General features: G+C 67.7%; 15 protein-coding genes. All 15 read left to right on the forward strand.

Annotated features, from left to right (window positions below):
• Positions 1 to 32 precede the first annotated feature (32 nt).
• The 15 genes from rpoC (at position 33) to rplC (ending at position 24208) form a co-directional block, all read left to right on the forward strand.
• Positions 33 to 4262, forward strand: coding sequence for a DNA-directed RNA polymerase subunit beta' (gene rpoC / locus GO999_RS01750; protein ID WP_011002928.1), 4230 nt, complete (start codon positions 33 to 35; stop codon positions 4260 to 4262).
• A 212-nt stretch (positions 4263 to 4474) separates the two neighbouring features.
• Entirely contained in the window at positions 4475 to 6316 is a 1842-nt protein-coding gene (locus tag GO999_RS01755; RefSeq protein WP_211906504.1) for a DUF2138 domain-containing protein, read from the forward strand.
• A complete protein-coding gene (locus tag GO999_RS01760) occupies positions 6313 to 7038 on the forward strand; it encodes a DUF1175 domain-containing protein (RefSeq protein WP_021154634.1) in 726 nt (241 codons plus the stop codon). Before GO999_RS01755 ends, GO999_RS01760 begins: the two co-directional genes overlap by 4 nt.
• A gap of 8 nt (positions 7039 to 7046) precedes the next feature.
• Positions 7047 to 11819: an alpha-2-macroglobulin family protein gene (locus GO999_RS01765; protein ID WP_211906505.1), complete on the forward strand. Its 4773-nt coding sequence runs from the start codon at positions 7047 to 7049 to the stop codon at positions 11817 to 11819.
• Positions 11820 to 11826: 7 nt separating this feature from the next.
• Positions 11827 to 13557 (forward strand): YfaQ family protein, encoded by a 1731-nt coding sequence (locus GO999_RS01770; RefSeq protein ID WP_211906506.1) that lies wholly within the window; start codon positions 11827 to 11829, stop codon positions 13555 to 13557.
• A gap of 17 nt (positions 13558 to 13574) precedes the next feature.
• A complete protein-coding gene (locus GO999_RS01775) occupies positions 13575 to 14357 on the forward strand; it encodes a YfaP family protein (RefSeq protein ID WP_020832834.1) in 783 nt (260 codons plus the stop codon).
• A gap of 21 nt (positions 14358 to 14378) precedes the next feature.
• Positions 14379 to 15233 carry a YfaP family protein gene (locus GO999_RS01780; protein ID WP_211906507.1) on the forward strand — a complete coding sequence of 285 codons (855 nt, stop codon included), beginning with the start codon at positions 14379 to 14381 and terminating at the stop codon, positions 15231 to 15233.
• Between the two features lie 15 nt (positions 15234 to 15248).
• Positions 15249 to 15839, forward strand: coding sequence for a class I SAM-dependent methyltransferase (locus GO999_RS01785; protein ID WP_016725251.1), 591 nt, complete (start codon positions 15249 to 15251; stop codon positions 15837 to 15839).
• A 113-nt stretch (positions 15840 to 15952) separates the two neighbouring features.
• The gene (recQ, locus tag GO999_RS01790; protein WP_197361855.1) at positions 15953 to 17866 is read left to right on the forward strand and encodes a DNA helicase RecQ; all 1914 of its coding nucleotides are present in this window, start codon (positions 15953 to 15955) and stop codon (positions 17864 to 17866) included.
• Between the two features lie 437 nt (positions 17867 to 18303).
• A complete protein-coding gene (rpsL, locus tag GO999_RS01795) occupies positions 18304 to 18681 on the forward strand; it encodes a 30S ribosomal protein S12 (protein ID WP_003265519.1) in 378 nt (125 codons plus the stop codon).
• A gap of 186 nt (positions 18682 to 18867) precedes the next feature.
• Positions 18868 to 19338 (forward strand): 30S ribosomal protein S7, encoded by a 471-nt coding sequence (rpsG, locus tag GO999_RS01800; RefSeq protein ID WP_004634470.1) that lies wholly within the window; start codon positions 18868 to 18870, stop codon positions 19336 to 19338.
• Between the two features lie 116 nt (positions 19339 to 19454).
• Positions 19455 to 21566: an elongation factor G gene (gene fusA / locus GO999_RS01805; protein WP_011002919.1), complete on the forward strand. Its 2112-nt coding sequence runs from the start codon at positions 19455 to 19457 to the stop codon at positions 21564 to 21566.
• 81 nt (positions 21567 to 21647) lie between these two features.
• Entirely contained in the window at positions 21648 to 22838 is a 1191-nt protein-coding gene (tuf, locus tag GO999_RS01810; RefSeq protein ID WP_011002918.1) for an elongation factor Tu, read from the forward strand.
• Positions 22839 to 22943: 105 nt separating this feature from the next.
• Positions 22944 to 23258: a 30S ribosomal protein S10 gene (gene rpsJ / locus GO999_RS01815; RefSeq protein WP_003264110.1), complete on the forward strand. Its 315-nt coding sequence runs from the start codon at positions 22944 to 22946 to the stop codon at positions 23256 to 23258.
• 287 nt (positions 23259 to 23545) lie between these two features.
• Entirely contained in the window at positions 23546 to 24208 is a 663-nt protein-coding gene (rplC, locus tag GO999_RS01820) for a 50S ribosomal protein L3 (protein WP_011002917.1), read from the forward strand.
• The last annotated feature ends 10 nt before the right edge of the window (positions 24209 to 24218 follow it).

Raw genomic sequence — 24218 nt, forward strand, 5'->3', positions numbered from 1 at the left:
GGGGCGCCAGCCTCAAACTCAAGGAGTTTGGAATGAAAGCATTGCTCGACCTATTCCGTCAGGTACAGCAAGAAGAGCAGTTCGACGCGATCAAGATCGGCCTCGCATCGCCCGAGAAAATCCGTTCGTGGTCGTTCGGCGAGGTCAAGAAGCCTGAGACCATCAACTACCGCACATTCAAGCCGGAGCGTGACGGCCTGTTCTGCGCCAAGATCTTCGGCCCGATCAAGGACTACGAGTGCCTGTGCGGCAAGTACAAGCGCCTGAAGCACCGTGGCGTGATCTGCGAGAAGTGCGGCGTGGAAGTGACGCTGGCCAAGGTGCGCCGCGAGCGCATGGGCCACATCGAACTGGCTGCGCCGACCGCGCACATCTGGTTCCTGAAGTCGCTGCCGTCGCGTCTGGGCATGGTGCTCGACATGACGCTGCGCGACATCGAGCGTGTGCTGTACTTCGAAGCGTTCGTGGTGGTCGAACCGGGCATGACGCCGCTCAAGAAGAGCCAGATCATGTCGGAAGACGATTACCTGGCCAAGTGCGACGAGTACGGCGAGGGTGAATTCGTCGCCCTGATGGGTGCCGAGGGCATCCGTGAACTGCTGCGCGGCATCGACATCGAGAAGCAGATCGAGACCATCCGTGCCGAGCTGCAGGCCACGGGCTCGGAAGCCAAGATCAAGAAGTTCGCCAAGCGCCTGAAGGTGCTCGAGGCGTTCCAGCGTTCGGGCATCAAGCCGGACTGGATGATCCTCGAAGTGCTGCCGGTGCTGCCGCCCGAGCTGCGTCCGCTGGTGCCGCTGGACGGCGGCCGTTTCGCCACGTCGGACCTGAACGACCTGTATCGCCGCGTGATCAACCGGAACAACCGCCTGAAGCGCCTGCTGGAGCTGAAGGCACCGGAGATCATCGTGCGCAACGAAAAGCGCATGCTGCAGGAAGCGGTGGACTCGCTGCTGGACAACGGCCGTCGCGGCAAGGCGATGACCGGCGCCAACAAGCGTCCGCTGAAGTCCCTGGCCGAAATGATCAAGGGCAAGGGCGGCCGTTTCCGTCAGAACCTGCTGGGCAAGCGCGTGGACTACTCGGGCCGTTCGGTCATCGTGGTGGGCCCGACGCTCAAGCTGCACCAGTGCGGCCTGCCCAAGCTGATGGCGCTCGAGCTGTTCAAGCCCTTCATCTTCCACAAGCTGGAAACGATGGGCATCGCCACCACCATCAAGGCGGCGAAGAAGGAAGTGGAAAGCCAGACGCCGGTGGTGTGGGACATCCTCGAAGAGGTGATCCGCGAGCACCCGGTGATGCTGAACCGTGCGCCGACGCTGCACCGCCTGGGCATCCAGGCGTTCGAGCCGGTGCTGATCGAAGGCAAGGCCATCCAGCTGCACCCGCTGGTCTGCGCGGCGTTCAACGCCGACTTCGACGGTGACCAGATGGCTGTCCACGTTCCGCTGTCGCTCGAAGCGCAGATGGAAGCGCGCACGCTGATGCTGGCGTCGAACAACGTACTGTTCCCGGCCAACGGCGATCCGTCGATCGTGCCGTCGCAGGACGTGGTGCTGGGTCTGTACTACACGACCCGCGACAAGATCAACGGCCGCGGCGAGGGCATGACCTTCGCCGACATCTCGGAAGTGATCCGCGCCTACGAGAACAAGGAAGTCGAGCTGGCTTCGCGCGTGAACGTGCGGATCACCGAGTACGACCTGGTGAACCCGGAAGCCGACGGCGACGCCCGCTTCGCGCCGAAGATCACGCTGCAGGCCACCACGGTCGGCCGCGCGATCCTGTCGGAGATCCTGCCGAAGGGTCTGCCGTTCTCGGTGCTGAACAAGCCGCTGAAGAAGAAGGAAATCTCGCGCCTGATCAACACGGCGTTCCGCAAGTGCGGTCTGCGCGAGACGGTGATCTTCGCCGACAAGCTGCTGCAGTCGGGCTTCCGCCTGGCCACGCGCGCCGGCATCTCGATCGCCATCGACGACATGCTGGTGCCGCCGGCCAAGGAGAAGATCATCTCCGAGGCTGCCGCCAAGGTGAAGGAATACGACAAGCAGTACATGTCGGGTCTGGTGACGGACCAGGAGCGCTACAACAACGTTGTGGACATCTGGGGCGCTGCCGGCGACCAGGTGGGCAAGGCGATGATGGAGCAGCTCCAGACCGAAGACGTGGTCGACCGCCACGGCAAGACCGTCAAGCAAGAGTCGTTCAACTCCATCTACATGATGGCCGACTCGGGCGCACGGGGCTCCGCGGCGCAGATCCGTCAGCTGGCCGGCATGCGTGGCCTGATGGCCAAGCCGGACGGCTCGATCATCGAAACGCCGATTACCGCGAACTTCCGCGAAGGCCTGAACGTTCTGCAGTACTTCATCTCGACCCACGGTGCGCGTAAGGGTCTGGCTGATACGGCACTGAAGACCGCGAACTCGGGTTACCTGACCCGTCGTCTGGTCGACGTGACGCAGGATCTGGTGGTGGTGGAAGACGATTGCGGCACCTCCAACGGCGTGGCCATGAAGGCCCTGGTCGAAGGCGGTGAAGTGATCGAAGCCCTGCGCGACCGTATCCTGGGCCGCGTGGTCGTCAACGACGTGGTGAACCCGGAAACGCAGGAAACCGCGATCGAAGCCGGCACGCTGCTGGACGAAGACCTGGTCGAGCTGATCGATTCGATCGGCGTGGACGAGGTCAAGGTCCGCACGCCGCTGACCTGCGACACGCGCTACGGCCTGTGCGCCAAGTGCTACGGCCGCGATCTGGGCCGCGGCGTGCTGGTGAACTCGGGCGAAGCGGTGGGCGTGATTGCCGCCCAGTCGATCGGCGAGCCGGGCACGCAGCTGACCATGCGTACGTTCCACATCGGTGGTGCGGCATCGCGTGCGGCAGTGGCATCGAGCGTGGAAGCCAAGGCGACCGGTACCGTGCGCTTCACGGCGACCATGCGTTACGTCACCAACGCGAAGGGCGAGCAGATCGTCATCTCGCGTTCGGGCGAGGCGCTGATCACCGACGACCACGGCCGCGAGCGCGAACGCCACAAGATCCCGTACGGCGCGACGCTGCTGGTGCACGATGGCCAGTCCATCAAGGCCGGCACGCAGCTCGCCACGTGGGATCCGCTGACGCGTCCGATCATTTCGGAGTACTCGGGCACCATCAAGTTCGAGAACGTCGAAGAGGGCGTGACCGTCGCCAAGCAGATGGACGAAGTGACCGGCCTGTCGACGCTGGTGGTGATCGACGCCAAGCGCCGCACCTCGGCCTCGAAGGGCATCCGTCCGCAGGTGAAGCTGCTCGACTCGTCGGGCGCCGAAGTGAAGATCCCGGGCACGGACCACTCCGTGACCATCGGCTTCCAGGTCGGCGCGCTGATCACCGTGAAGGACGGTCAGCAGGTGCATGTGGGTGAAGTGCTGGCCCGTATCCCGACCGAATCGCAGAAGACGCGTGACATTACCGGTGGTCTGCCGCGCGTGGCCGAGCTGTTCGAAGCGCGTTCGCCGAAGGACGCCGCCGTGCTGGCGGAAGTCACCGGCACGACCTCGTTCGGCAAGGACACCAAGGGCAAGCAGCGCCTGGTGATCACGGACCTCGACGGCAATGCCCACGAGTTCCTGATCGCCAAGGAAAAGCAGGTGCTGGTGCACGACGGCCAGGTGGTCAACAAGGGCGAGATGATCGTCGAAGGCCCGGCCGACCCGCACGACATCCTGCGCCTGAAGGGCGTGGAAGAGCTGGCGACCTACATCGTCGACGAAGTGCAGGACGTGTACCGTCTGCAGGGCGTGAAGATCAACGACAAGCACATCGAAGTGATCGTGCGTCAGATGCTGCGCCGCGTGCAGATCGTCGATGTGGGCGACACCAAGTTCATCCCGGGTGAACAGGTGGAGCGCTCGGAGCTGCTCGACGAGAACGACAAGGTCATCGCCGAAGGCAAGCGTCCGGCTACCTACGAGAACCTGCTGCTGGGTATCACGAAGGCGTCGCTGTCGACCGACAGCTTCATCTCGGCGGCGTCGTTCCAGGAAACCACGCGCGTCCTCACCGAAGCCGCCATCATGGGCAAGGTGGACGACCTGCGCGGTCTGAAGGAAAACGTCATCGTCGGCCGCCTGATCCCGGCCGGTACCGGTCTGGCTTACCACCGTGCCCGCAAGGCCAAGGAAGCCGCCGACCGCGACCGCGCCGCTGCGATTGCGGAAGAAGAAGCCGCCTCGATCTTCGAGACGCCCGCCGTCCAGCAGGAAGGCGACGCGTAAGCGCACCGCAGTTCGATCGAAGCCCGGCCTCGTGCCGGGCTTTTTTTTGCCCGTCTGCCGGAGATTGGCGGTGGCGCCACCCGATTTTGAGGGGACGTTAACCTACGTTCCGTCCGGGAACGCTATGATCGTCCGATTCTGAAAGACCGGACCGCGCGTTGCTTGGCGGGGCTTGCTCCGGTTTTCCCGCTGTCTTGCCGAAGCATCCCTCCATGAAATTGACACGCAAGAAAATCGCCATCGGCGCGGCCGCGCTGGTGGTCGGTGCGGCTGCCATCGTCCAGCTGGTCTGGCATCCGTTCGGCCGCACGCATGCACTGCGCGCGCGCGAGGTCAGGCTGGACCTGACCCTGCCCGATGCCCTGATCGACAGCCAGAGCCTGTCGCAGCTGCCGCGCGATGTGTTGCGCGTGCCGCTGCTGCGCGATGTGCTGACCGAGGATTTCGTCGCCTACTACGAGAGCAACGAAGACCGCCTGTCGGTGGCCGGCGCATTGCGGCGCCTGGCGTACGAGCAGAAGCTCGACCTGGCCGAGACCGTCCTCAAGCACGTGTTCGATGAGCCCGCCCGCGTGATGCTGTGGCGCGGCCCGGACGACAAGCTGCGCTACTGGGTGCTGTCCATGCAGCGCAACGGGCTGGCCAAGGCGCTGGAGGCGGTCGGCACCGTGGCCGCCGGCGATGCGCAGCTCTCCAAGGTGGCGGACGCGCTGGGCGATTCGGGCGCGCCGGTGTATGCGCTCAAGCTGGGCGGCACGCGCTCGATCCTGATCGCCAGCAAGGGCGACCGGCTGATCGCGCTGTCCGAGCCGGGCATCCTGCTCGACAAGGAGGGCAAGCCGCTGGCGACACAGGCCAAGGCGCTCGCCGCGCTGCTGTCGGACGACGACGGGCAGCGCAACGTGCAGGGCAAGGCGTTCGCGCTGCCGGCGCCCGAGCCGGCCGGCCATCACGTGCTGGTGAGTGCCAACTATCTGTCGTTCGGCTACCAGCAGTTCTTCCCCGGCATCGAGGCGCTGCGCTTCGATTTCGGCACCGGTGTCAGCGGCAACGGCTGGAAGAGCGCCGCGCTGATCGACCCGGACCGCCTGGCCGGCAAGTGGGACAGCGCCGCCCTCTGGCACGCGCTGCCGGCCGACCCGGCCGCCTGCGCCACGCTGCCGATCGACTGGAAGGCTGCCGGCACGCTGTTGCGCAGCGTGGCGGGCGAGGCCAAGGAGATGACCGACGCGGCCGCGCGTGTGGGCGATGCCTTCACCGGGCCCGCGGCGGCCTGCTGGTACGGCAAGTCGTCGCTGGTGGCGCCGCTGTTCGTGGCGCGGCTCGCGTCGGCGCAGCAGGCCGAGGCCGTCAAGCCGGCGCTGGGCGCGCTGTTCGGCCAGATCGTCGGCGCGTACGAGGCCAAGGCGCAGGCCGACAATGTGGACGACAAGGCCGGCGCCTACAAGCGCCTGCCGGTGACGACGCGCCCCGGGCCGGCCAGCGCCACGCTGTGGCAGCGTCCCGTCAGTGCGCGCTACGGCACGGCGCAGTCGGCGGGCGCGCCATTCGCGGCGCAGCTGTCGGCGGATCGCTATTTCCCCGTCACGCTGGCGGTGGCCGGTGACGTGGTGGTGTTCTCGCCCGACGCACGCCTCGTCGACGATGCCCTGGCCGTGCTGGCCAAGCGCTTCCCGGCGGTGGCCGACAGCCTGCCGCGCGACAAAGCCGGACGTATCGTGCTGACCATGACGCCGGCCTCGCTGGCGCCGCTGATCCGCCGCGAGGCCGGCGCCGCGCTGCCGGCCGACCAGGAGGCGGTGTTCCTGAACGCCGCGCAGACGCATCTGTTCCCCAAGCTGAAGGCGCTGGCGCGCTATGCGCCGGTGTCGCTGGCGCTCGAGGGCGCCGTGCCGTCGTCGCGCGGCTGGATGCCGGTGACGTGGCTGTCCGGCGCGCGCGGTCTGCCCGCGGGTGGCGACGGTACGCCGCCGGCCGCCGAGGCGCCGGCGGATGCGGCGCCGGCCGAAGTTGCCGCCGCGCCGGCCCCCGCCGACAACGCCGACACGCAATGAAGCCGCGCGCGCTGGCGCATGTCCCGGCGGCCGCGCCGCGCCGCCGCTGGCTGGCCGCGGCCGGTGCCGGCCTGCTCGCGCAGGCCTTCGCGCCGGGCGTGCGGGCGCTGTCCGGCTGGGCCGACGCGGCAGCGGCGGGGCCCGGCGCGCTGACGCCCGAGCAGTCGGGGGTGTTCCGCGCGTGGTTCGTGCGCATCGTCAACGAGCAGCTGCGGCAGGGGCCCACGCCGCGCTGGACGCATCGCGACTGCGCCGGCCTGGTGCGCTTTGCCGCCGCCGAGGCGCTGCGTCCGCACGATGCCCGCTGGCTGCGCGCCAACGGCATGCGCGACGCCGAGTCGGCGCGCCAGCTGCCGCCGGAGCTCGACCTGACCCCGGCCCAGCGCACGCTCGCGCAGCGCTGGACACGCATCGACGGCAGCACTGGCGCCTACGCCTCCGCGCTGGCGCTGATCCAGCAGAACAGCCGCTTCATCGCCAAGGATGTCAACCAGGCACTGCCCGGCGACCTGCTGTTCTTCGATCAGGGCGACGACCAGCATCTGATGATCTGGATGGATCGCTACATCGCTTACCACACCGGCACCGTCACCCGCACCGACGCGGGTTTGCGGGCGGTTCCGGTCTCTGAACTGATGCAATGGAAAGACTCGCGCTGGCAGCCGCAGGGCGGCAATCCCAACTTCATCGGCGTGTTTCGCCTGGCCTTTTTGACGCGATAGGAAAACAGATGCGCAATCGTTGGCTGTCCAATCTGGTCGCGGTGGTCTGCCTTGCGGCGCTCGCGGTCGCCGTGCCCGTCCGCGCCGACGAGGCGGCCGCCGCGCGCGACAAGCCGAACCCCACGCTCGCCGAGGTGCCCGCCAGCGGCTACGTGCCGTTCACCGGCCAGCCGTTCTTCCTGCTGTCGGACGCGAGCTACGGCACCGACCAGGAGGCGATGGTGCGCCTGGAGGCCCCTGGCCGCGAATACAAGGACGAGCTCGCCCGCTACGGCGGCACCGATATCCTGGTCTACCGCGTGCCGCAGCCGCTCGATTTCCTGAAGGCGCAGAAGAACCTGCACCGCATCGACGTCAAGGCCAATTACACGGGCGAGGGTCTGGCCAACACGCTGGCCTACCTGTGGGACAACTGGACCCGCCAGGCGCGCCGAGCCTGGCAGCGCGTGCTGTCGTTCGCCACGCGCAGCAAGGCGGTGGAAGCCGCGCCGCAGTTCAGCATGGGCGACCAGATGGCCGCGCCCACGCGCTTTTCGAACCCCCCGCAGTACGCGCCGCTCAAGGGCTACGAGCTGCTCGGCCGCTTCCGCTACCCGATCTGGGAGGCCAAGCCGATCGCGCCGCCCAAGGACGTCAAGCTCGAAGGCAGCAGCAGCGAGTGGATGCCGCAGAACGTCGGCAACGTGATGATTCCGGTGGGCAAGCTGCCGGCGGGGCTGTACATCGTCGAGGCGGTGATCGGCGCGTACCGCGCGCATACGCTGCTGTTCGTCTCCGATACCGTGGCCGTGACCAAGGGCACCTCGCAGGGGATGATGGTGTGGACCGCCGAGCGCAAGAGCGGCAAGCCGGTGGCCGGCAGCGCCGTCAGCTGGACCGACGGCGTGGGCGTGCTGGCCTCCGGCACCACACAGGCCGACGGCACCGCCGAGCTGCGCCACGTCGCGCCCGAGCGCAGCTACGTGCTCGGCGTCGATCGCGCGGGTGGCGTGTTCATCTCCGAGAATTTCTATTACGACAGCGAGATCTACAACACCAAGCTGTATGCCTTCACCGACCGGCCGCTGTACCGCCCGGGCGATGACGTGCGCGTCAAATTCATCGGCCGCAACTTCCGGAGCGCGACCGAGTCGACCGCGCCGGCCGCCGGCGACATCAAGCTCGACGTGATCGACCCGACCGGCGCGCCGGTGGCGACCACCACCACGCGGCTGTCGGGCGAGACCGGCGCCGACGCGCGCTTCACGCTGCCGTCCAACGCACAGGCCGGCGGCTACACGCTGCGCTTCGACTACGGCGGCAGCACCTACGGCGGCGCCTTCCGCGTGGCCGAATACATCAAGCCGCATTTCGACGTGAACCTGTCGCTGGACAAGGCCGGCTACGGCACCGGCGAGGCCATCAAGGGCAAGATCAGCCTGCGCTATCCGGACGGCAAGCCGGTCAAGGACGGCAAGGTATCGGTCAGCCTGCGCGCGCAGCAGGTGACGATGGTCGAGGGCGAGTTGCAATACGCCGGCCTGTTCCCGGTCAAGCTGGAGCAGCAGGAACTGACCACCGACGGCGACGGCAACGCCGCGCTGACGCTACCGGCGGCCAAGGAGCCGAGCCGCTATGTCGTCACGGTGTTCGCCAACGACGGCGCCGCCTATCGGGTGAAGGTGACGCGCGAGCTGCTGGTGGCGCGCGGCGCGACGCCGTACAGGCTGTCCACGGCCGCCAACTTCACCACGCCGGGGCAGAGCGTGTCGTTCAACCTGCAGCCGCTGCCGGCGGTGGACGGTGTGCGCGGTGCCAGTGCGCCGCCCGCCAAGTGGGAGCTGGTGCGGCTCGAATCGCGCACGCGCACCGAGGGCGCGCTGCAGCCGGATGCCAAGGGCAGCGCCACCTTCCCGGTCAAGTTCGAGCAACCCGGTTCATACACGCTGTCGGTGCGCGATGCGGCCGGCAACCTGCTTGCGGCGTCCAGCCACTGGGTGGCCGGCGACGGCGTGCAGACCGTGCCGGGCAACATCGAGATCGTGTTCGACCGCGACCGCTACCAGATCGGCGACACCGCCGAGGCGCTGATCACCTTCCCGCAGCCGGTGGACGATGCGCTGCTGACGCTGGAGCGCGACAAGGTCGAGCGCCACGCGCTGCTGTCGGGCGGCGGCGACTGGCTGGCGCTGCAGCGCGTGACGCCCTCGCAGTACCGCGCCCGCATCAAGATCGGCGCCGAGTTCAGCCCCAACATGACCTTCTCCGCGCTGACCGTGCGCGACGGCGACATGGTGTTCCAGAACGCCGGCATCGTCGTCACGCAGCCGGCGCTGGACCTGACCGTGCGCGCGGACAAGGCCGTCTACGCGCCGGGCGAGACCGTCACGCTGGACCTGACCAGCGCGCTGGCCGGCAAGCCGGTGCCGGCCAACCTGACGGTGTCGGTGGTCGACGAGATGGTCTATGTGCTGCAGCCGGAGGTGGCGCCGTCCATCGTCGATTTCTTCTATCACCCGCGCCGCAACAGCGTGCGCACCACCTCCAGCCAGAGCTTCATCAGCTACGACCTGGCGCTGTCGTCGCTGCCCGGCAAGCCGGGCGGCACCTACGGCCGCCACAACGAGCGCGGCGTGAAGGTGCTCGAGCGCCCGCGCCGCGACGAGCAGGACACCGCCGCCTGGGTCGCCAACCTGCAGACCGGTGCCGACGGCCGCGCGCGCATGACCTTCACGATGCCGGATTCGCTGGCGCGCTGGCGCGTCACCGTGCGCGCGGTCTCGACCACGGGCGCGGCGGACGGCATCGTCGGCCAGCGCACCGCCAGCATCCGCTCCGACAAGGCGCTGTACCTGAAGTGGACCGGCCCGTCGCGCTTTCGCGAAAGCGACCAGCCGCGCCTCGACATGGTCGCCTTCAACCAGACCGACAAGGACATCACGGCGGACTGGATCGTCTCGGGCGCCGGCCTGAACATCAACCAGCGCGTGACGCTCAAGCGCGGCGCCAACTACCTGCATGCGCCGGTGACAGCGCTGCAGCCGGGCGTCGTCAACGCGGAGCTCAAGCAGGACGACAAGGTGTCCGACCGCCTGCAGACCACGGTCAAGCTTGATGCGACCGGCTGGCTGGCCGATCGCGAAAGCATCGTCCCGCTCACGCAGCTGCAGGGCACGCGCCTGCCGCTCGGCTTGCCCGCCGATGCGCGCGACGTGCGCCTGCGCGTGGTCGGCAACACCGCCAGCCAGTTCGCCCGCGTGGCCGACGACCTGATCGAATACCCGTACGGTTGCGCCGAGCAGACCGCCAGCCGCCTGATCCCGCTGGCGCTGGCGCAGCAGAGCCTGGCCGCCACCGGCGCGCGCCTGCCCGACGGCAACCCGGCGGGCACGCAGGGTGTCGATGCGCTGCTGCGCACGCAGCGCCAGCGCCTCGCGCTGCTGGCCGGCACCAACGGCACCTTCGGCTGGTGGGGCGAGCTGACCAGCAGCAGTGCGCTGATCACCTCGTACGCTTACTACGCCGATTGGCTGGCCAGCCGCGCGGTCGGCATCAGCCTGCCCGCCGACAACTGGAAGCAGGTGCTGGAAGCCTATAAGCGCACCAGCCAGAACGAGCCGCTGCTGCATCGCGCGCTGGCGCTGTGGTTTGCCAACGAGATGGGCCTGCCGGTGGCGACGCCGCTGTCGGGCGTGGCGGCGGAGCTCGCGCGCAATGCCAAGGCGCCGGCCGATGCCGAGCCCGCGCCGGGCGACAGCCTGATCTTCGTCGCGCCCGATTCGCCGCGCGGCCGCCAGGTGGCGGCGATCCTGACGGCACAACTGATGCGCCAGGTCGGGCAGCCGGTGCCGGAGGCGCTCGTGTCGGCCGACATCGCGGCGCGCACAGCGCTGGCCAATGACACCTCGCCGCTGGTGCAGAGCCTGCTGCTGATGGGCGGTGGCCGCTCCGCGGCCGACCCCGCGCCGCTGCTGGCCCGTGCCAGCGCCGCGATGCCGACCATGGACCGCGCCGTTGCGCTGGTCTGGCTGCAGAAGGGCCTGGGCGGCCTGCAGGGCGCGAACGTCGCGGCCATCCAGCCGGCGCTGTCGGCCGGCGGCTGGCAAGCGGCGCGCTCGACGGTCGGCGTGCCGACCTGGCGCTGGGCCGGCGCGCAGCCGCCCGCCGCGCTCGACCTGGCGAGCACGCCGTCCGACGTGACCACGCAGTCGGCCATCGTGTCCTACCGCAGCCGCGCGCCGGAGGCCTCCAGGCTGCCGATCACGGTGGAGCGCAAGCTGTACCGCCTGGAGCCGGTCGACGCCGCCGCCCCGAAGGACGACGCCAAGGCGCCCAAACGTGCCGCCGCCGATGTCACCGCCAACGCTGGCATCACCTTCAAGGCCAAGCCGGTCAAGCCCGGCGACACGCTCGACAGCAACGCGCTCTACGTCGACGAGGTCGTGCTGACGCCGCGCCAGGGCACGTACCGCTACGGCCTGGTCGAAGTGCCGCTGCCGCCGGGTGCCGAGGTGGAAGCCACCACCTGGGGCATCCAGATCGACGGCCTGAAGGGCGAGCCGAACGAGGGCAACGGCCCGCAGCCCTTCGAGCGGCGCGCGGCCTACGAGATGGGCCAGCTGTCGTACAACCAGCCGGTGCCGACGCTGGAGCGGCCGACCGCGCTGCGCCAGCTGGTGCGCTTCTCGCTGCCGGGCCGCTTTGCGCTGCCCCCGGCGCGCTACTTCCGCATGTACCAGCCGGAAGCCAAGGCGCTGCAGGGCGACGGCAAGGCCGCCAGCTATCCGTTCAAGGTGGAGTGACGCGGCGATGCGCTCCGGCTGGCTTGCGCGCGCGGTGCTGACCGGCCTGGTTTGGGCCGGCAGCGCGCTGGCGTGCGCGCCGGCCGTCGCCGCGGTGCCGCCGGCCGAGCCGCTGCGCTACGCCACCCTGCCGGGCGGACAGGGCGCACAGGGTGATGCGGCCCGGCTGTGGCAGTTCAGCGCCGACCCCGCCGCCGGCGTGCCGCAACCGGTGCCGCTGGCGCACGATGTCGAGACGCCGCTGGGCAGCGTCTGGAAGCTGTTCGTCTACAGCTACCTGGTCTCGCGCCGGATCGCGACGCCCGACTACACCTGTCGTGGCAACGATCCCGAAGAGGTCTATTGCTGCACGGCCGGGCAGAGCATCGACCGCGAGCACGCGCTGATCCAGTCGTGCGGCCGCTATTTCGAACCCGCGCGCCTGGGGCTGGACCCGGCCGACTGGCGCCGCTTCTGGCAGCAGGCGGGCTCGCCCGCGTGGCTGCGCGATGCGCGCGCGCTGCGGCCGGCCCGCCGCGTTGCCGTCGCCGACCTGCTGGCCGCGCTGCGTAGCGTGCCCACCGATGGCCGCGAGGCCGCCGCGCACACGCTGGTGTCGGTGCTGACGGTGGGGCGCGGCGAAGGGACGGTCTCGCATTTCGGCAGCCTGCTGCGCGCCAAGACCTGGACCATGCCCGATCCGCAGCGCCCCGGTGCGTCGATCGGCGGGGCCGCCGGCTGGCTGGCCGACGGCACGGTGGTCTGGCTCGGCGGTTCCGGCGCGAGCAACCGCGTGCTGGCCGCCGCCGCGCCGCGCCTGATGCCGCTTCTCGAGCACACGCCCGTGCCCGACGACGATGCCTGCGTGGCGGTCGACTTCTTTGCGCGCTACCCGATCCGCGAGGTGCGCGATGCCGACGGCAAACCGGTCGGCACGGGCCGGCTGGACGGCCGCTACGCCGTGCGCTTCGTCAACGGCAACACGCTGCCGATCGACAGCCGGGGCGAGTTGGCGCTGTCGCGCGAAAGCGGTGCCCCGGTCATCACCGGACGCCTCGGCATGAACGACTACGTGGCCCGCGTGGTCGAGCGCGAGGGCGAGTTGGCCGAGCCGCAGGCCGCCCGCGCGCTGGCCGTGGCCGCCCGCAGCTACCTGGTGCAGCACGCCGCGCGCGACAAGGGCTGCTACCGCATCGCCGACACCTCCCGCGCGCAGCGCGTGCTGCCGCGCCCGCCGTCCGCCGCCGCGCGCGGCGCCGCCGCCTTCACGGACGCGCTGGTCCTGACCGGTCAGCCGGTGCAGTACCACGGCACCCTCAGCGCACGCGGCCGGATGGGCTGGACCGACGCGCGCGCCGCCGCCCAGCGGGGCCTGGGCTTCGACGCCATTCTCGCCCAGTGGTGGCCGCAGGCGACGCTGACCTCGTTCCGGAGCCCGGTCGCGGGCGACTGCCTGTCGGTGGCGGGGGCGCAGCCGTGGCTGCGGGCGCAGGCGCCGCGCTGGTCGGCCCGGCTGGCCGCCGAGCCCGGCTACGAGACGCCGCCGCTGCCCGCCGTCTGCGTGGTCCGCGAAGGGCGGCCCTATGCCGATGCGCGCCGCAACCGGCTCTACATTCAGCGCTTCGCCGGCGAGGAGGATCGCATCGCGCTGGCGCACGAATATCTGCACCTGGCGTTCGCGCGGCATCCGCGCGGGCAGGACGAAGGCTTTGTCGAGGCGACCGCGCGCCGCCTGATCCGTGGGGAGGGTTTGCTGTGAAGACGTGGAGGACACGGATGGGCACCGGCGCGGCGGCCGGGCTGCTGGCGCTGTCGGCATGGGCCGAGCCCGTGGCCGACCTGGACGGCCCCATCGGCGGCTGGCGCCACAGCGGCCTGACCAACGAGCTGGAGCGCTACACCGCTGCCTATCCGAAACCGCCGGTCGATCGCGGCGCGCAGAAGTACCGCACGCTGATTGCCGGGCGGCTGCGCGCGGCGGGCACGGGTCGCCGCCCGCCGGTGCTGGTGGTCAACGGCAACGCGATGCCGCTCTACGGCGACAGCGAAGGCCGCTTCGCCCGCCCGTGGGCGTTCGGTCCCGGCTCCAACAGCGTCGAGATCGTCAGCCCCGACGGCAAGGCCCGCCAGCGCCTGCAGTTCTACGAGGCCAACGCCACCAAGACCTCGGCCAAGCTGCGCGCCATCCTCACCTGGGACGACCCGCGCGCCGAGGTCGACATGCACGTCATCTCGCCGATCGGCGACCACGCCTTCTGGGCGCAGCCGCTGCTCTCGGACGGCGGCGGCCTGGACGTCGACAGCGTCGACGGCGCCGGTCCGGAGATCTTCTCCACCGCCGCGCCGCGTCCTGGCGTGTGGCTGTTCTACGTGAACTACTGGGGCAACTTCAACGCCGCCGGCTACAACTTCGACGAAACCGCGCACGACCGCGACCTCATCACCGCGCAACTGACACTGATCTATAACGAGAACACGCCCAGCGAGCGGCGCGAGTTCGTCACCGTGCCGCTGCGCAAGATCGGCGAGCTGGCGCTGATGAAATCCATCCGTTTCTGAATCCGAACGGGCTTCGATGCCATGACGCTTTCCTCCTTTCGTTTCGCCGCCGCCATGGCGTTCGCCGCCGCGAGCGCGGCCGGCACCGCGTTCGCGCAATCCGACCCCGGCAACATCGAGATGACCGCGCCGCTCAACGGCTGGCGCAACTCGGCCGGCGACAACTCGCGCTACACGCAGGACGTGCACTATCCGGCCGTCTCGGTCGCCACGCCGCAAGGGCAGGGCGCCGCCTCGATGATCGCCGGGCGCATCCGCAGCACGCCCAAGGCCGCCGCCGCGCCGGCGGACGAGAGCCGACCGAGGCGCCGTCGCCGCGGTGACGATGGCGATGGCGCCTCGGTCGGCACCCTCGTCGTCAACGGCGTGGCGATGCCGCAGCGCATCGAGGCCGACGGCACGCTCTCGCGCCCCTATGCGTTCGGCGCTGGCAGCAACAGCGTCGAAGTCCGCACCGCGCGCGGCGACGCCAAGCGCGTGCAGTTCTACGACACCTACGCCGGCAAGACGCGGCCGCGCTTGCGCGTGGTGCTGTCGTGGGACACCGACGGCACCGACCTCGACCTGCACGTGATCTCGCCCGACGGCCAGCACGCCTGGTACGGCAACCGCGTAACGGCCAACGGCGGCGCGCTCGACGTGGACGTCACCACGGGCTACGGCCCCGAGATCTATTCCAATCCCGCACCGTCGCCCGGCACCTACCTGGTTTACGTGAACTACTACGGCAGCGGCAACGACAGCAGCATCATCACCACGGCGCAGGTCACCATCATCACCGATGAAAACACGCCCGCCGAGCGCCAGCAGACCTTCGTCATGCCGATGCGCAAGGCCGGCGAGCTGACCCTGGTGAGGACGTTCACCATGAAATAAATAGGAGCCATCGCCATGGACACGCAAACCGTTGCCGCCTACGACACGCTCGCCGAGACCTTCGCCCGCGAATGGCGCGAGCAGCCCGCGCCGGACGACCTCTACGCACTGCTGCGCCGCGTGTTCAAGGCGGGCGGCGACACGGTCGACATCGGCTGCGGCGCGGGACGCGAGGTGGCGTGGCTCAACGCCAACGGCTATCCGGCGGTCGGCTACGACGCCTCGGCCGGGCTGCTGGAGGCGGCGCGCACGCAGTATCCGGGGCTGTCGTTCCGCCGGGCCATGCTGCCCGAGCTGGTGGGCATCGCCGAGGGTGCGTTCGACAACGTGGTCTGCGAGACCGTCATCATGCACCTGCCGCCCGCGCAGATCGGCGCGGCCGTGCGGCGTCTGCTGGCCCTGCTGCGCCCGGGCGGCACGCTGTACCTGAGCTGGCGCGTCACCCCCGAGGCCGACCAGCGCGACGGCCGCGGCCGGCTCTACACTGCGTTCGACGCCGCCGGCGTCCGCGAAGCGCTGGCCGGTGCGCAGGTCCTCTTCGACGAGGTCGCCGTCAGCCAATCGTCGGGCAAGACCCTGCACCGGGTCGTCGCGCGGCAGCCGTAACCGGCCGCCATCGCAAGGATTGAGACGCGTCCGATTGCCCGACCCGCGGCGGGGTTTGTCACAATAGCGGTTTCGACCCATCCGCAGTGACACCGCGAGCACCCGCCGTCCCGATGTTCGATTCTCCCGCCATTGACCACGCGCTCGACGCGTTGCCCGAAGATACGGCCACCGCCACGCGCGCCGTGCTGCACGACGTGTTCGGCTACAGCGCGTTCCGCGGGCCGCAGGCGGACATCGTTGCCCACGTCGCCGACGGCGGCGATTGCCTGGTGCTGATGCCCACCGGCGGCGGCAAGTCGCTCTGCTATCAGATTCCCGCCCTGGTGCGGCACCGGCGCGGCCAGGGCGCGGGCATCGTGGTCTCGCCGCTGATCGCCCTGATGCAGGACCAGGTGGCCGCGCTGGAAGAGGCCGGCGTGCGCGCCGCCTACCTCAATTCCGCGCTCAGCGGCGCCGAGGCCGCGCAGGTCGAGCGCGATCTGGCGGCCGGCCGGCTCGATCTCGTCTACGTCGCGCCCGAACGGCTGATGACGCCGCGCTTCCTCGAACTGCTGGAGCGCTCGCGCATCGGCCTGTTCGCCATCGATGAGGCGCATTGCGTGTCGCAGTGGGGGCACGATTTCCGGCCGGAGTACATCCAGCTCTCCGTGCTGCACGAGCGCTTCCCGCACGTGCCGCGCATCGCGCTGACCGCCACCGCCGACGCCGTCACGCGCGACGAGATCGTCGAGCGGCTGGCGCTGGGCGGCGCCCGCGTCTTCCTCTCCAGCTTCGACCGCCCCAACATCCGCTACACCATCGTCGAGAAGGACAGCGCGCGCCAGCAGCTGCTGCGCTTCATCCGCGCCGAGCACCTCGGCGAAGATGGCTGCGACGCCGGCATCATCTATTGCCTGTCGCGCAAGAAGGTGGAAGAGACCGCGCAGTGGCTGGCCGAGCAGGGCCTCCGCGCGTTGCCCTACCACGCCGGCATGGACGCCGAGACGCGCGCCCGCCACCAGGCCATCTTCCGTAAGGAGGAGGGCGTGGTGATGGTGGCGACCATCGCCTTCGGCATGGGCATCGACAAGCCGGACGTGCGCTTCGTCGCCCATCTGGACTTGCCCAAGAGCCTGGAGGGCTACTACCAGGAAACCGGCCGCGCCGGCCGCGACGGCCTGCCCGCCAACGCGTGGATGGCCTACGGCCTGGCCGATGTGGTGCAGCAGCGCCGCATGATCGACGAGTCCGACGCCGACGACGTGCACAAGCGTGTCTCGACGGCCAAGCTCGACGCGCTGCTGGGGCTGTGCGAGTCGGCGGGATGCCGCCGCGTGGCCCTGCTGGCGTATTTCGGCGAGTCCAGCGAGCCTTGCGGCAACTGCGACACCTGCCTGAGCCCGCCGCAGACCTGGGACGCGACCCGCGAGGCGCAGATGGCGCTGTCGTGCGTGTACCGCGTGCAGCAGGCCAGCCGCGTGAGCTTCGGCGCCGGCCAACTGATCGACATCCTGCGCGGCAACGCCACCGAGCGCATCAAGCAATGGCATCACGAGACGCTGTCCACTTTCGGCATCGGCAACGCCCTGTCGGAGGCCGCGTGGCGCGGCGTGTTCCGCCAGCTGGTGGCGCAGGGGCTGCTGGCGATCGATCACGGAGGCCATGGCGCCCTGGTGCTGACCGACGCCGCGCGCCCGGTGCTCAAGGGCGAGCAGCCTGTGACCTTGCGGCGCCAGGCGGAGAAGGTGCGCGCCGCGCCCGCGTCCGGCGCCAAGTCCGAGCGTCGCGCGGATCCCGCCGCCGAGCTATCGGCCGAGGCCCAGGTGCGCTGGCAGGCACTGCGCGTCTGGCGGGCCCAGACCGCGCGCGAGCACAGCGTGCCCGCCTATGTGATCTTCCATGACGCCACGCTCGCCCGCATCGCTGAATCCGATCCCGCTTCGCGCGACGCGCTCGCCGAGCTACCCGGCATCGGTGTCGCCAAGCTGGACCGTTACGGCCAGGCCTTGCTCGACGTGCTGGCCAAGTGCCGGGGCGAGGTCTAGCGGCAACTGTCCGCGATCGGGGCGCGAACCGGCGGGCGCATCCCCATCGTGGGATTGCGTCGATTGCTGCACGTTTCGCCTTCCAGTCGCAGTGTCCGCCGTGCCATCCGCGCCACAGGTGGCGTACCTGAACCTGCGCTGTCCCCGGCAGGCCTGCGGTAAGCTTGACGCTTGCCAAACACGCCGCTATAGTGCCAGATTCGAGTTTTTGGCTTCTGGTTTTCGCTCGTCCATGCTCCGGCAATTTTGTTTTGCCGCGCAAGTCGATCGACTGCCAGACGGGCTCGCGCTCTTTGGTCTTGGCCTGTTCCCGCAGGTCTTCTCTCTAGAGCGTTCTGCTCGCCACTTCCAAAACCCGATTGCGCCGTCTGCCTCGTCGATGAGGCGGCCACGTCATGTGGTCCGGCGATTTTCCAAAAACCAAGCTGGATTGAACAATGCCAACCATCAACCAACTGGTTCGCAAGCCCCGCGTCTCGGAAAAGCTGAAGAGCAAGAGCCCGGCACTTGAGAACTGCCCGCAGCGTCGCGGCGTGTGCACCCGCGTGTACACCACGACGCCGAAGAAGCCGAACTCGGCACTGCGTAAGGTCGCCAAGGTGCGCCTGACCAACGGTTTCGAAGTCATTTCGTACATCGGCGGTGAAGGCCACAACCTGCAAGAACACAGCGTCGTGCTGATCCGCGGCGGCCGTGTGAAGGACTTGCCGGGTGTGCGTTACCACATCGTGCGCGGCTCCCTTGACCTGCAAGGCGTCAAGGACCGTAAGCAAGCGCGTTCGAAGTACGGCGCGAAGCGTCCGAAGGCGGCCTAAGTCGCCAGTGAGATCGGCCCGCTTTTGCGGTCACGGTCTTGTCATGAGCAGGCGGTACAACGGTGCGTTTTTTGACCGCACTGGCACCGTCGAGTAAGTGGTCACCCGGCTCAGATTGTTGCAAGACAAGCTAGTTGGTGGCCGGAGAACCGAAGCGGTTCTCAACTGAACAGAGAAGGAAAGAAGATGCCACGTCGTCGTGAAGTCCCCAAGCGGGAAATTCTGCCGGATCCGAAGTTCGGCAATGTGGAAGTCGCCAAATTCATGAACGTCCTGATGCTGGACGGCAAGAAGTCGGTGGCTGAGCGCATCGTGTACGGTGCGTTCGACCAGATCGAGAAGAAAGCAGGCAAGGCGCCCATCGAGGTGTTCACGCTGGCCATCGGCAACATCAAGCCGGTGGTGGAAGTGAAGAGCCGCCGTGTTGGCGGTGCCAACTATCAGGTGCCGGTCGAAGTCCGGCCGTCGCGTCGTCTGGCATTGGCGATGCGCTGGCTGCGGGAAGCTGCGAAGAAGCGCAGCGAGAAGTCGATGGCCCTGCGTCTGGCGGGCGAACTGCTCGAAGCCTCGGAAGGTCGCGGTGGCGCAATGAAGAAGCGCGACGAAGTGCACCGCATGGCCGAAGCCAACAAGGCGTTCTCGCACTTCCGCTTCTAAGCGGCGCGACAACGTAGTTGGTTGCTGGGCGGGCTGTGTGCGCACATCTCGCCCATTTGTATTAGGGGCGCTCGCCATGTGTGGCGGCGCCCCGTTGACGAATCAGAGGATTAACCGTGGCTCGTAAGACCCCCATTGAGCGCTACCGTAACATCGGTATTTCCGCTCACATCGACGCCGGCAAGACCACCACGACCGAGCGGATCCTGTTCTACACCGGTGTGAACCACAAGATCGGTGAAGTGCATGATGGCGCTGCCACCATGGACTGGATGGAGCAGGAGCAAGAGCGCGGCATCACCATCACGTCCGCTGCGACCACCGCCTTCTGGAAGGGCATGGGCGGCAACTACCCCGAGCACCGCTTCAACATCATCGACACCCCGGGCCACGTGGACTTTACCATCGAGGTGGAGCGTTCCATGCGTGTGCTGGACGGCGCGTGCATGGTGTACTGCGCCGTGGGTGGCGTGCAGCCGCAGTCGGAAACCGTCTGGCGTCAGGCCAACAAGTACGGCGTGCCGCGTCTGGCATTCGTCAACAAGATGGACCGTACCGGCGCGAACTTCTTCAAGGTCTACGATCAGCTGAAGACCCGCCTGAAGGCCAACCCGGTGCCCGTGGTGGTGCCGATCGGCGCTGAAGACGGCTTCCAGGGCGTCGTCGATCTGCTCGAGATGAAGGCGATCATTTGGGACGAGGCTAGCCAGGGCGTCAAGTTCGAATACAAGGACATCCCGGCCGAGCTGCAAGCCACCGCTGAAGAATGGCGCGAGAAGATGGTCGAGTCCGCCGCCGAAGCCAGCGAAGCGCTGATGGAAAAGTACCTGGGCGGCGAAGAGCTGACCCGCGCCGAGATCGTCAAGGCGCTGCGTGACCGTACCATCGCCTGCGAAATCCAGCCGATGCTGTGCGGCACCGCGTTCAAGAACAAGGGCGTGCAGCGTATGCTCGACGCCGTGATCGACTTCCTGCCGTCGCCGGTCGACATTCCGCCGGTCAAGGGCGTCGACGAGAACGACGACGAGAAGAAGCTCGAGCGCAAGGCCGACGACAACGAGAAGTTCTCGGCACTGGCGTTCAAGATCATGACCGACCCGTTCGTTGGCCAGCTGATCTTCTTCCGCGTCTACTCGGGCAAGATCAATTCGGGCGACACCGTGTACAACCCGGTCAAGCAGAAGAAGGAGCGCCTGGGCCGTATTCTGCAGATGCACGCCAACCAGCGCGAAGAAATCAAGGAAGTGCTGGCCGGCGACATCGCCGCAGCGGTGGGCCTGAAGGACGCCACCACGGGCGATACGCTGTGCGACCCGACCGCCCCGATCGTGCTCGAGCGCATGGTGTTCCCGGAGCCGGTGATCTCGCAGGCCGTCGAGCCGAAGACCAAGGCCGACCAGGAAAAGATGGGCATCGCCCTGAACCGCCTGGCCGCAGAAGATCCGTCGTTCCGCGTGCGTACCGATGAAGAATCGGGCCAGACCATCATTTCGGGCATGGGTGAGCTCCACCTCGAAATTCTGGTCGACCGCATGAAGCGCGAATTCGGCGTGGAAGCCAACATTGGCGCTCCGCAGGTGGCTTACCGCGAAACCATTCGCAAAAAGGCCGAAGACGTCGAAGGCAAGTTCGTCAAGCAGTCGGGCGGCCGCGGCCAGTACGGTCACGCTGTGATTACGCTGGAACCGCAAGAGCCGGGCAAGGGCTTCGAGTTCGTCGACGCCATCAAGGGCGGTGTGATTCCTCGCGAATACATCCCGGCGGTGGAAAAGGGTATCGTCGACACGCTGCCCTCGGGCATCCTGGCCGGCTTCCCGGTGGTGGACGTGAAGGTCACGCTGACGTTTGGTTCGTACCACGACGTGGACTCGAACGAAAACGCGTTCCGCATGGCTGGTTCGATGGCGTTCAAGGACGCCATGCGCAAGGCCAGCCCGGTTCTGCTTGAGCCGATGATGGCTGTGGAAGTGGAAACGCCGGAAGACTACACCGGTACCGTGATGGGCGATCTGTCGTCCCGCCGCGGCATCGTGCAGGGCATGGACGACATGGTGGGCGGCGGCAAGATCATCAAGGCCGAAGTCCCGCTGTCGGAAATGTTCGGCTACTCCACGTCGCTGCGCTCGGCCACGCAAGGCCGCGCCACGTACACCATGGAGTTCAAGCACTACTCCGAGGCACCGAAGAACATCGCCGAAGCTGTGATGGCCGCCAAGGGCACGAAGTAATCAACGCGTTAGGGGCGATCGCGTGTGCGGTCGTCCCCATCCAAATCTAGCAATCTAGCGATTCCGAATTGAGGAGCTGACATGGCAAAGGAAAAGTTCGAGCGGACCAAGCCGCACGTGAACGTTGGGACGATCGGTCACGTTGACCACGGCAAGACGACGCTGACGGCAGCAATCGCGACGGTGCTGTCGAGCAAGTTCGGTGGCGAAGCGAAGAAGTACGACGAAATCGACGCAGCACCGGAAGAAAAGGCACGCGGCATCACGATCAACACCGCGCACATCGAGTACGAAACGGCCAACCGCCACTACGCACACGTCGACTGCCCGGGCCACGCCGACTACGTCAAGAACATGATCACCGGTGCCGCCCAGATGGACGGCGCCATCCTGGTGTGCTCGGCCGCTGACGGCCCGATGCCGCAAACGCGTGAGCACATCCTGCTGGCCCGCCAGGTCGGCGTGCCGTACATCATCGTCTTCCTGAACAAGTGCGACATGGTGGACGACGCTGAGCTGCTGGAACTGGTCGAAATGGAAGTGCGCGAGCTGCTCTCCAAGTACGACTTCCCGGGCGACGACACCCCGATCATCAAGGGTTCGGCCAAGCTGGCGCTGGAAGGCGACAAGGGCGAGCTGGGCGAAGTGGCCATCATGAACCTGGCCGACGCACTGGACTCGTACATCCCGACGCCGGAGCGCGCTGTTGACGGCACGTTCCTGATGCCGGTGGAAGACGTGTTCTCGATCTCGGGTCGCGGCACCGTGGTGACCGGCCGTATCGAGCGCGGCATCATCAAGGTCGGCGAAGAAATCGAAATCGTCGGCATCAAGGCCACGCAGAAGACCACCTGCACCGGCGTGGAAATGTTCCGCAAGCTGCTGGACCAAGGTCAGGCTGGCGACAACGTCGGTATCCTGCTGCGCGGCACCAAGCGCGAAGACGTCGAGCGCGGCCAAGTGCTGTGCAAGCCGGGTTCGATCAAGCCGCACACGCACTTCACCGGCGAGGTCTACATCCTGTCGAAGGACGAAGGTGGTCGTCACACCCCGTTCTTCAACAACTATCGCCCGCAGTTCTATTTCCGCACGACCGACGTGACCGGCTCGATCGAGCTGCCGAAGGACAAGGAAATGGTCATGCCCGGCGACAACGTGTCGATCACCGTCAAGCTGATCGCCCCGATCGCCATGGAAGAAGGCCTGCGCTTCGCCATCCGTGAAGGCGGTCGTACCGTCGGCGCCGGCGTCGTCGCCAAGATCATCGAGTAAGGCGGGCGGGTGCGCCGCTCCCGGCAACGGGTGGGGCGCGCCGCTTGTTGCATCGCTCTTTCAATCTCCGGCGGCACCGTCCGCCACGCTCTTTAAGGAATCATCATGCAGCAGAACCAGAAGATCCGTATCCGCCTGAAGGCTTTCGACTATCGCCTGATCGACCAGTCGGCCGCCGAGATCGTCGAGACCGCCAAGCGCACCGGCGCGATCGTCAAGGGCCCGGTGCCCCTGCCGACCCGCATCCAGCGTTTCGACGTCCTGCGCTCGCCGCACGTCAACAAGACCAGCCGCGACCAGTTCGAAATCCGCACCCACCAGCGCCTGATGGACATCGTCGATCCGACCGACAAGACCGTCGACGCGCTGATGAAGCTGGATCTGCCGGCTGGCGTGGATGTCGAGATCAAGCTGCAGTAAGCAAGACAACGCTGCCGGTTGACGCTGGCATCGAGTGAAACGGCGGGCCATGTGCCCGCCGTTTCGCTTTTGCGGCGCCATGTCGTGCTGGGCGCCACACCCGCATGCGCGCCGCGCCAATCGCGCTTGCACATATACCGCAGCCGGGATATAGTGTAGGGCTACCCCTTTAGTCAGGGGAGTGGGCTGGCCATTTTGGCCTCGCGCTGTCTCTTTTGGCGCGGCCCAGTTCAAGATTCGTAGTATCAATCAGCCCCGGCCAATCGCAGCTGGGAATGGAGCAAACCATGAGCCTTGGCCTTGTAGGTCGCAAGGTTGGCATGACCCGTGTTTTCACGGATGACGGCGATTCGATTCCCGTCACCGTGCTCGAGGTCGGCGGCAACCGCGTGACGCAAATCAAGACGGACGAGACCGACGGTTACACCGCGGTACAAGTCACCTTCGGCACCCGACGCGCCAGCCGCGTCACCAAGCCGCTGGCGGGCCACCTCGCCAAAGCCGGCGTGGAAGCCGGTGAAATCATCGTCGAATTCCGCATCGACGCCACCAAAGCCGCTGAGCTGAAGCTCGGCGACACCATCGACGTGGACCTGTTCTCGGTTGACCAGAAGATCGACGTGCAAGGCACGACGATCGGTAAGGGCTATGCCGGTACGATCAAGCGCTACCACTTCTCGTCGGGCCGTGCCTCGCACGGTAACTCCCGTTCGCACAATGTGCCGGGTTCGATCGGTATGGCGCAGGATCCGGGCCGCGTGTTCCCGGGTAAGCGCATGACCGGTCATATGGGTGACGTCACCCGTACGGTGCAGAACCTGGTGATCGTTCGCATCGACGCAGAGCGCAAGCTGCTGCTCGTCAAGGGCGCCGTTCCGGGCGCGAAGAGCGGTTTTGTTGTCGTCAGTCCGGCCGTCAAGGCCAAGCCGCAAGTTGCGGCTGCAGCGTAAAGGGGCGATC

The sequence above is a fragment of the Ralstonia nicotianae genome (assembly GCF_018243235.1).
In the GTDB taxonomy this organism is placed as follows: Bacteria; Pseudomonadota; Gammaproteobacteria; order Burkholderiales; family Burkholderiaceae; genus Ralstonia; species Ralstonia nicotianae.

What these genes read in the sequence shown, in the direction of transcription:
- rpoC (WP_011002928.1), top strand. Translation starts at nt 33, where the DNA reads ATGAAAGCATTGCTCGACCTATTCCGTCAGGTACAGCAAGAAGAGCAG.
- GO999_RS01755 (WP_211906504.1), top strand. Translation starts at nt 4,475, where the DNA reads ATGAAATTGACACGCAAGAAAATCGCCATCGGCGCGGCCGCGCTGGTG.
- GO999_RS01760 (WP_021154634.1), top strand. Translation starts at nt 6,313, where the DNA reads ATGAAGCCGCGCGCGCTGGCGCATGTCCCGGCGGCCGCGCCGCGCCGC.
- GO999_RS01765 (WP_211906505.1), top strand. Translation starts at nt 7,047, where the DNA reads ATGCGCAATCGTTGGCTGTCCAATCTGGTCGCGGTGGTCTGCCTTGCG.
- GO999_RS01770 (WP_211906506.1), top strand. Translation starts at nt 11,827, where the DNA reads ATGCGCTCCGGCTGGCTTGCGCGCGCGGTGCTGACCGGCCTGGTTTGG.
- GO999_RS01775 (WP_020832834.1), top strand. Translation starts at nt 13,575, where the DNA reads ATGGGCACCGGCGCGGCGGCCGGGCTGCTGGCGCTGTCGGCATGGGCC.
- GO999_RS01780 (WP_211906507.1), top strand. Translation starts at nt 14,379, where the DNA reads ATGACGCTTTCCTCCTTTCGTTTCGCCGCCGCCATGGCGTTCGCCGCC.
- GO999_RS01785 (WP_016725251.1), top strand. Translation starts at nt 15,249, where the DNA reads ATGGACACGCAAACCGTTGCCGCCTACGACACGCTCGCCGAGACCTTC.
- recQ (WP_197361855.1), top strand. Translation starts at nt 15,953, where the DNA reads ATGTTCGATTCTCCCGCCATTGACCACGCGCTCGACGCGTTGCCCGAA.
- rpsL (WP_003265519.1), top strand. Translation starts at nt 18,304, where the DNA reads ATGCCAACCATCAACCAACTGGTTCGCAAGCCCCGCGTCTCGGAAAAG.
- rpsG (WP_004634470.1), top strand. Translation starts at nt 18,868, where the DNA reads ATGCCACGTCGTCGTGAAGTCCCCAAGCGGGAAATTCTGCCGGATCCG.
- tuf (WP_011002918.1), top strand. Translation starts at nt 21,648, where the DNA reads ATGGCAAAGGAAAAGTTCGAGCGGACCAAGCCGCACGTGAACGTTGGG.
- rpsJ (WP_003264110.1), top strand. Translation starts at nt 22,944, where the DNA reads ATGCAGCAGAACCAGAAGATCCGTATCCGCCTGAAGGCTTTCGACTAT.
- rplC (WP_011002917.1), top strand. Translation starts at nt 23,546, where the DNA reads ATGAGCCTTGGCCTTGTAGGTCGCAAGGTTGGCATGACCCGTGTTTTC.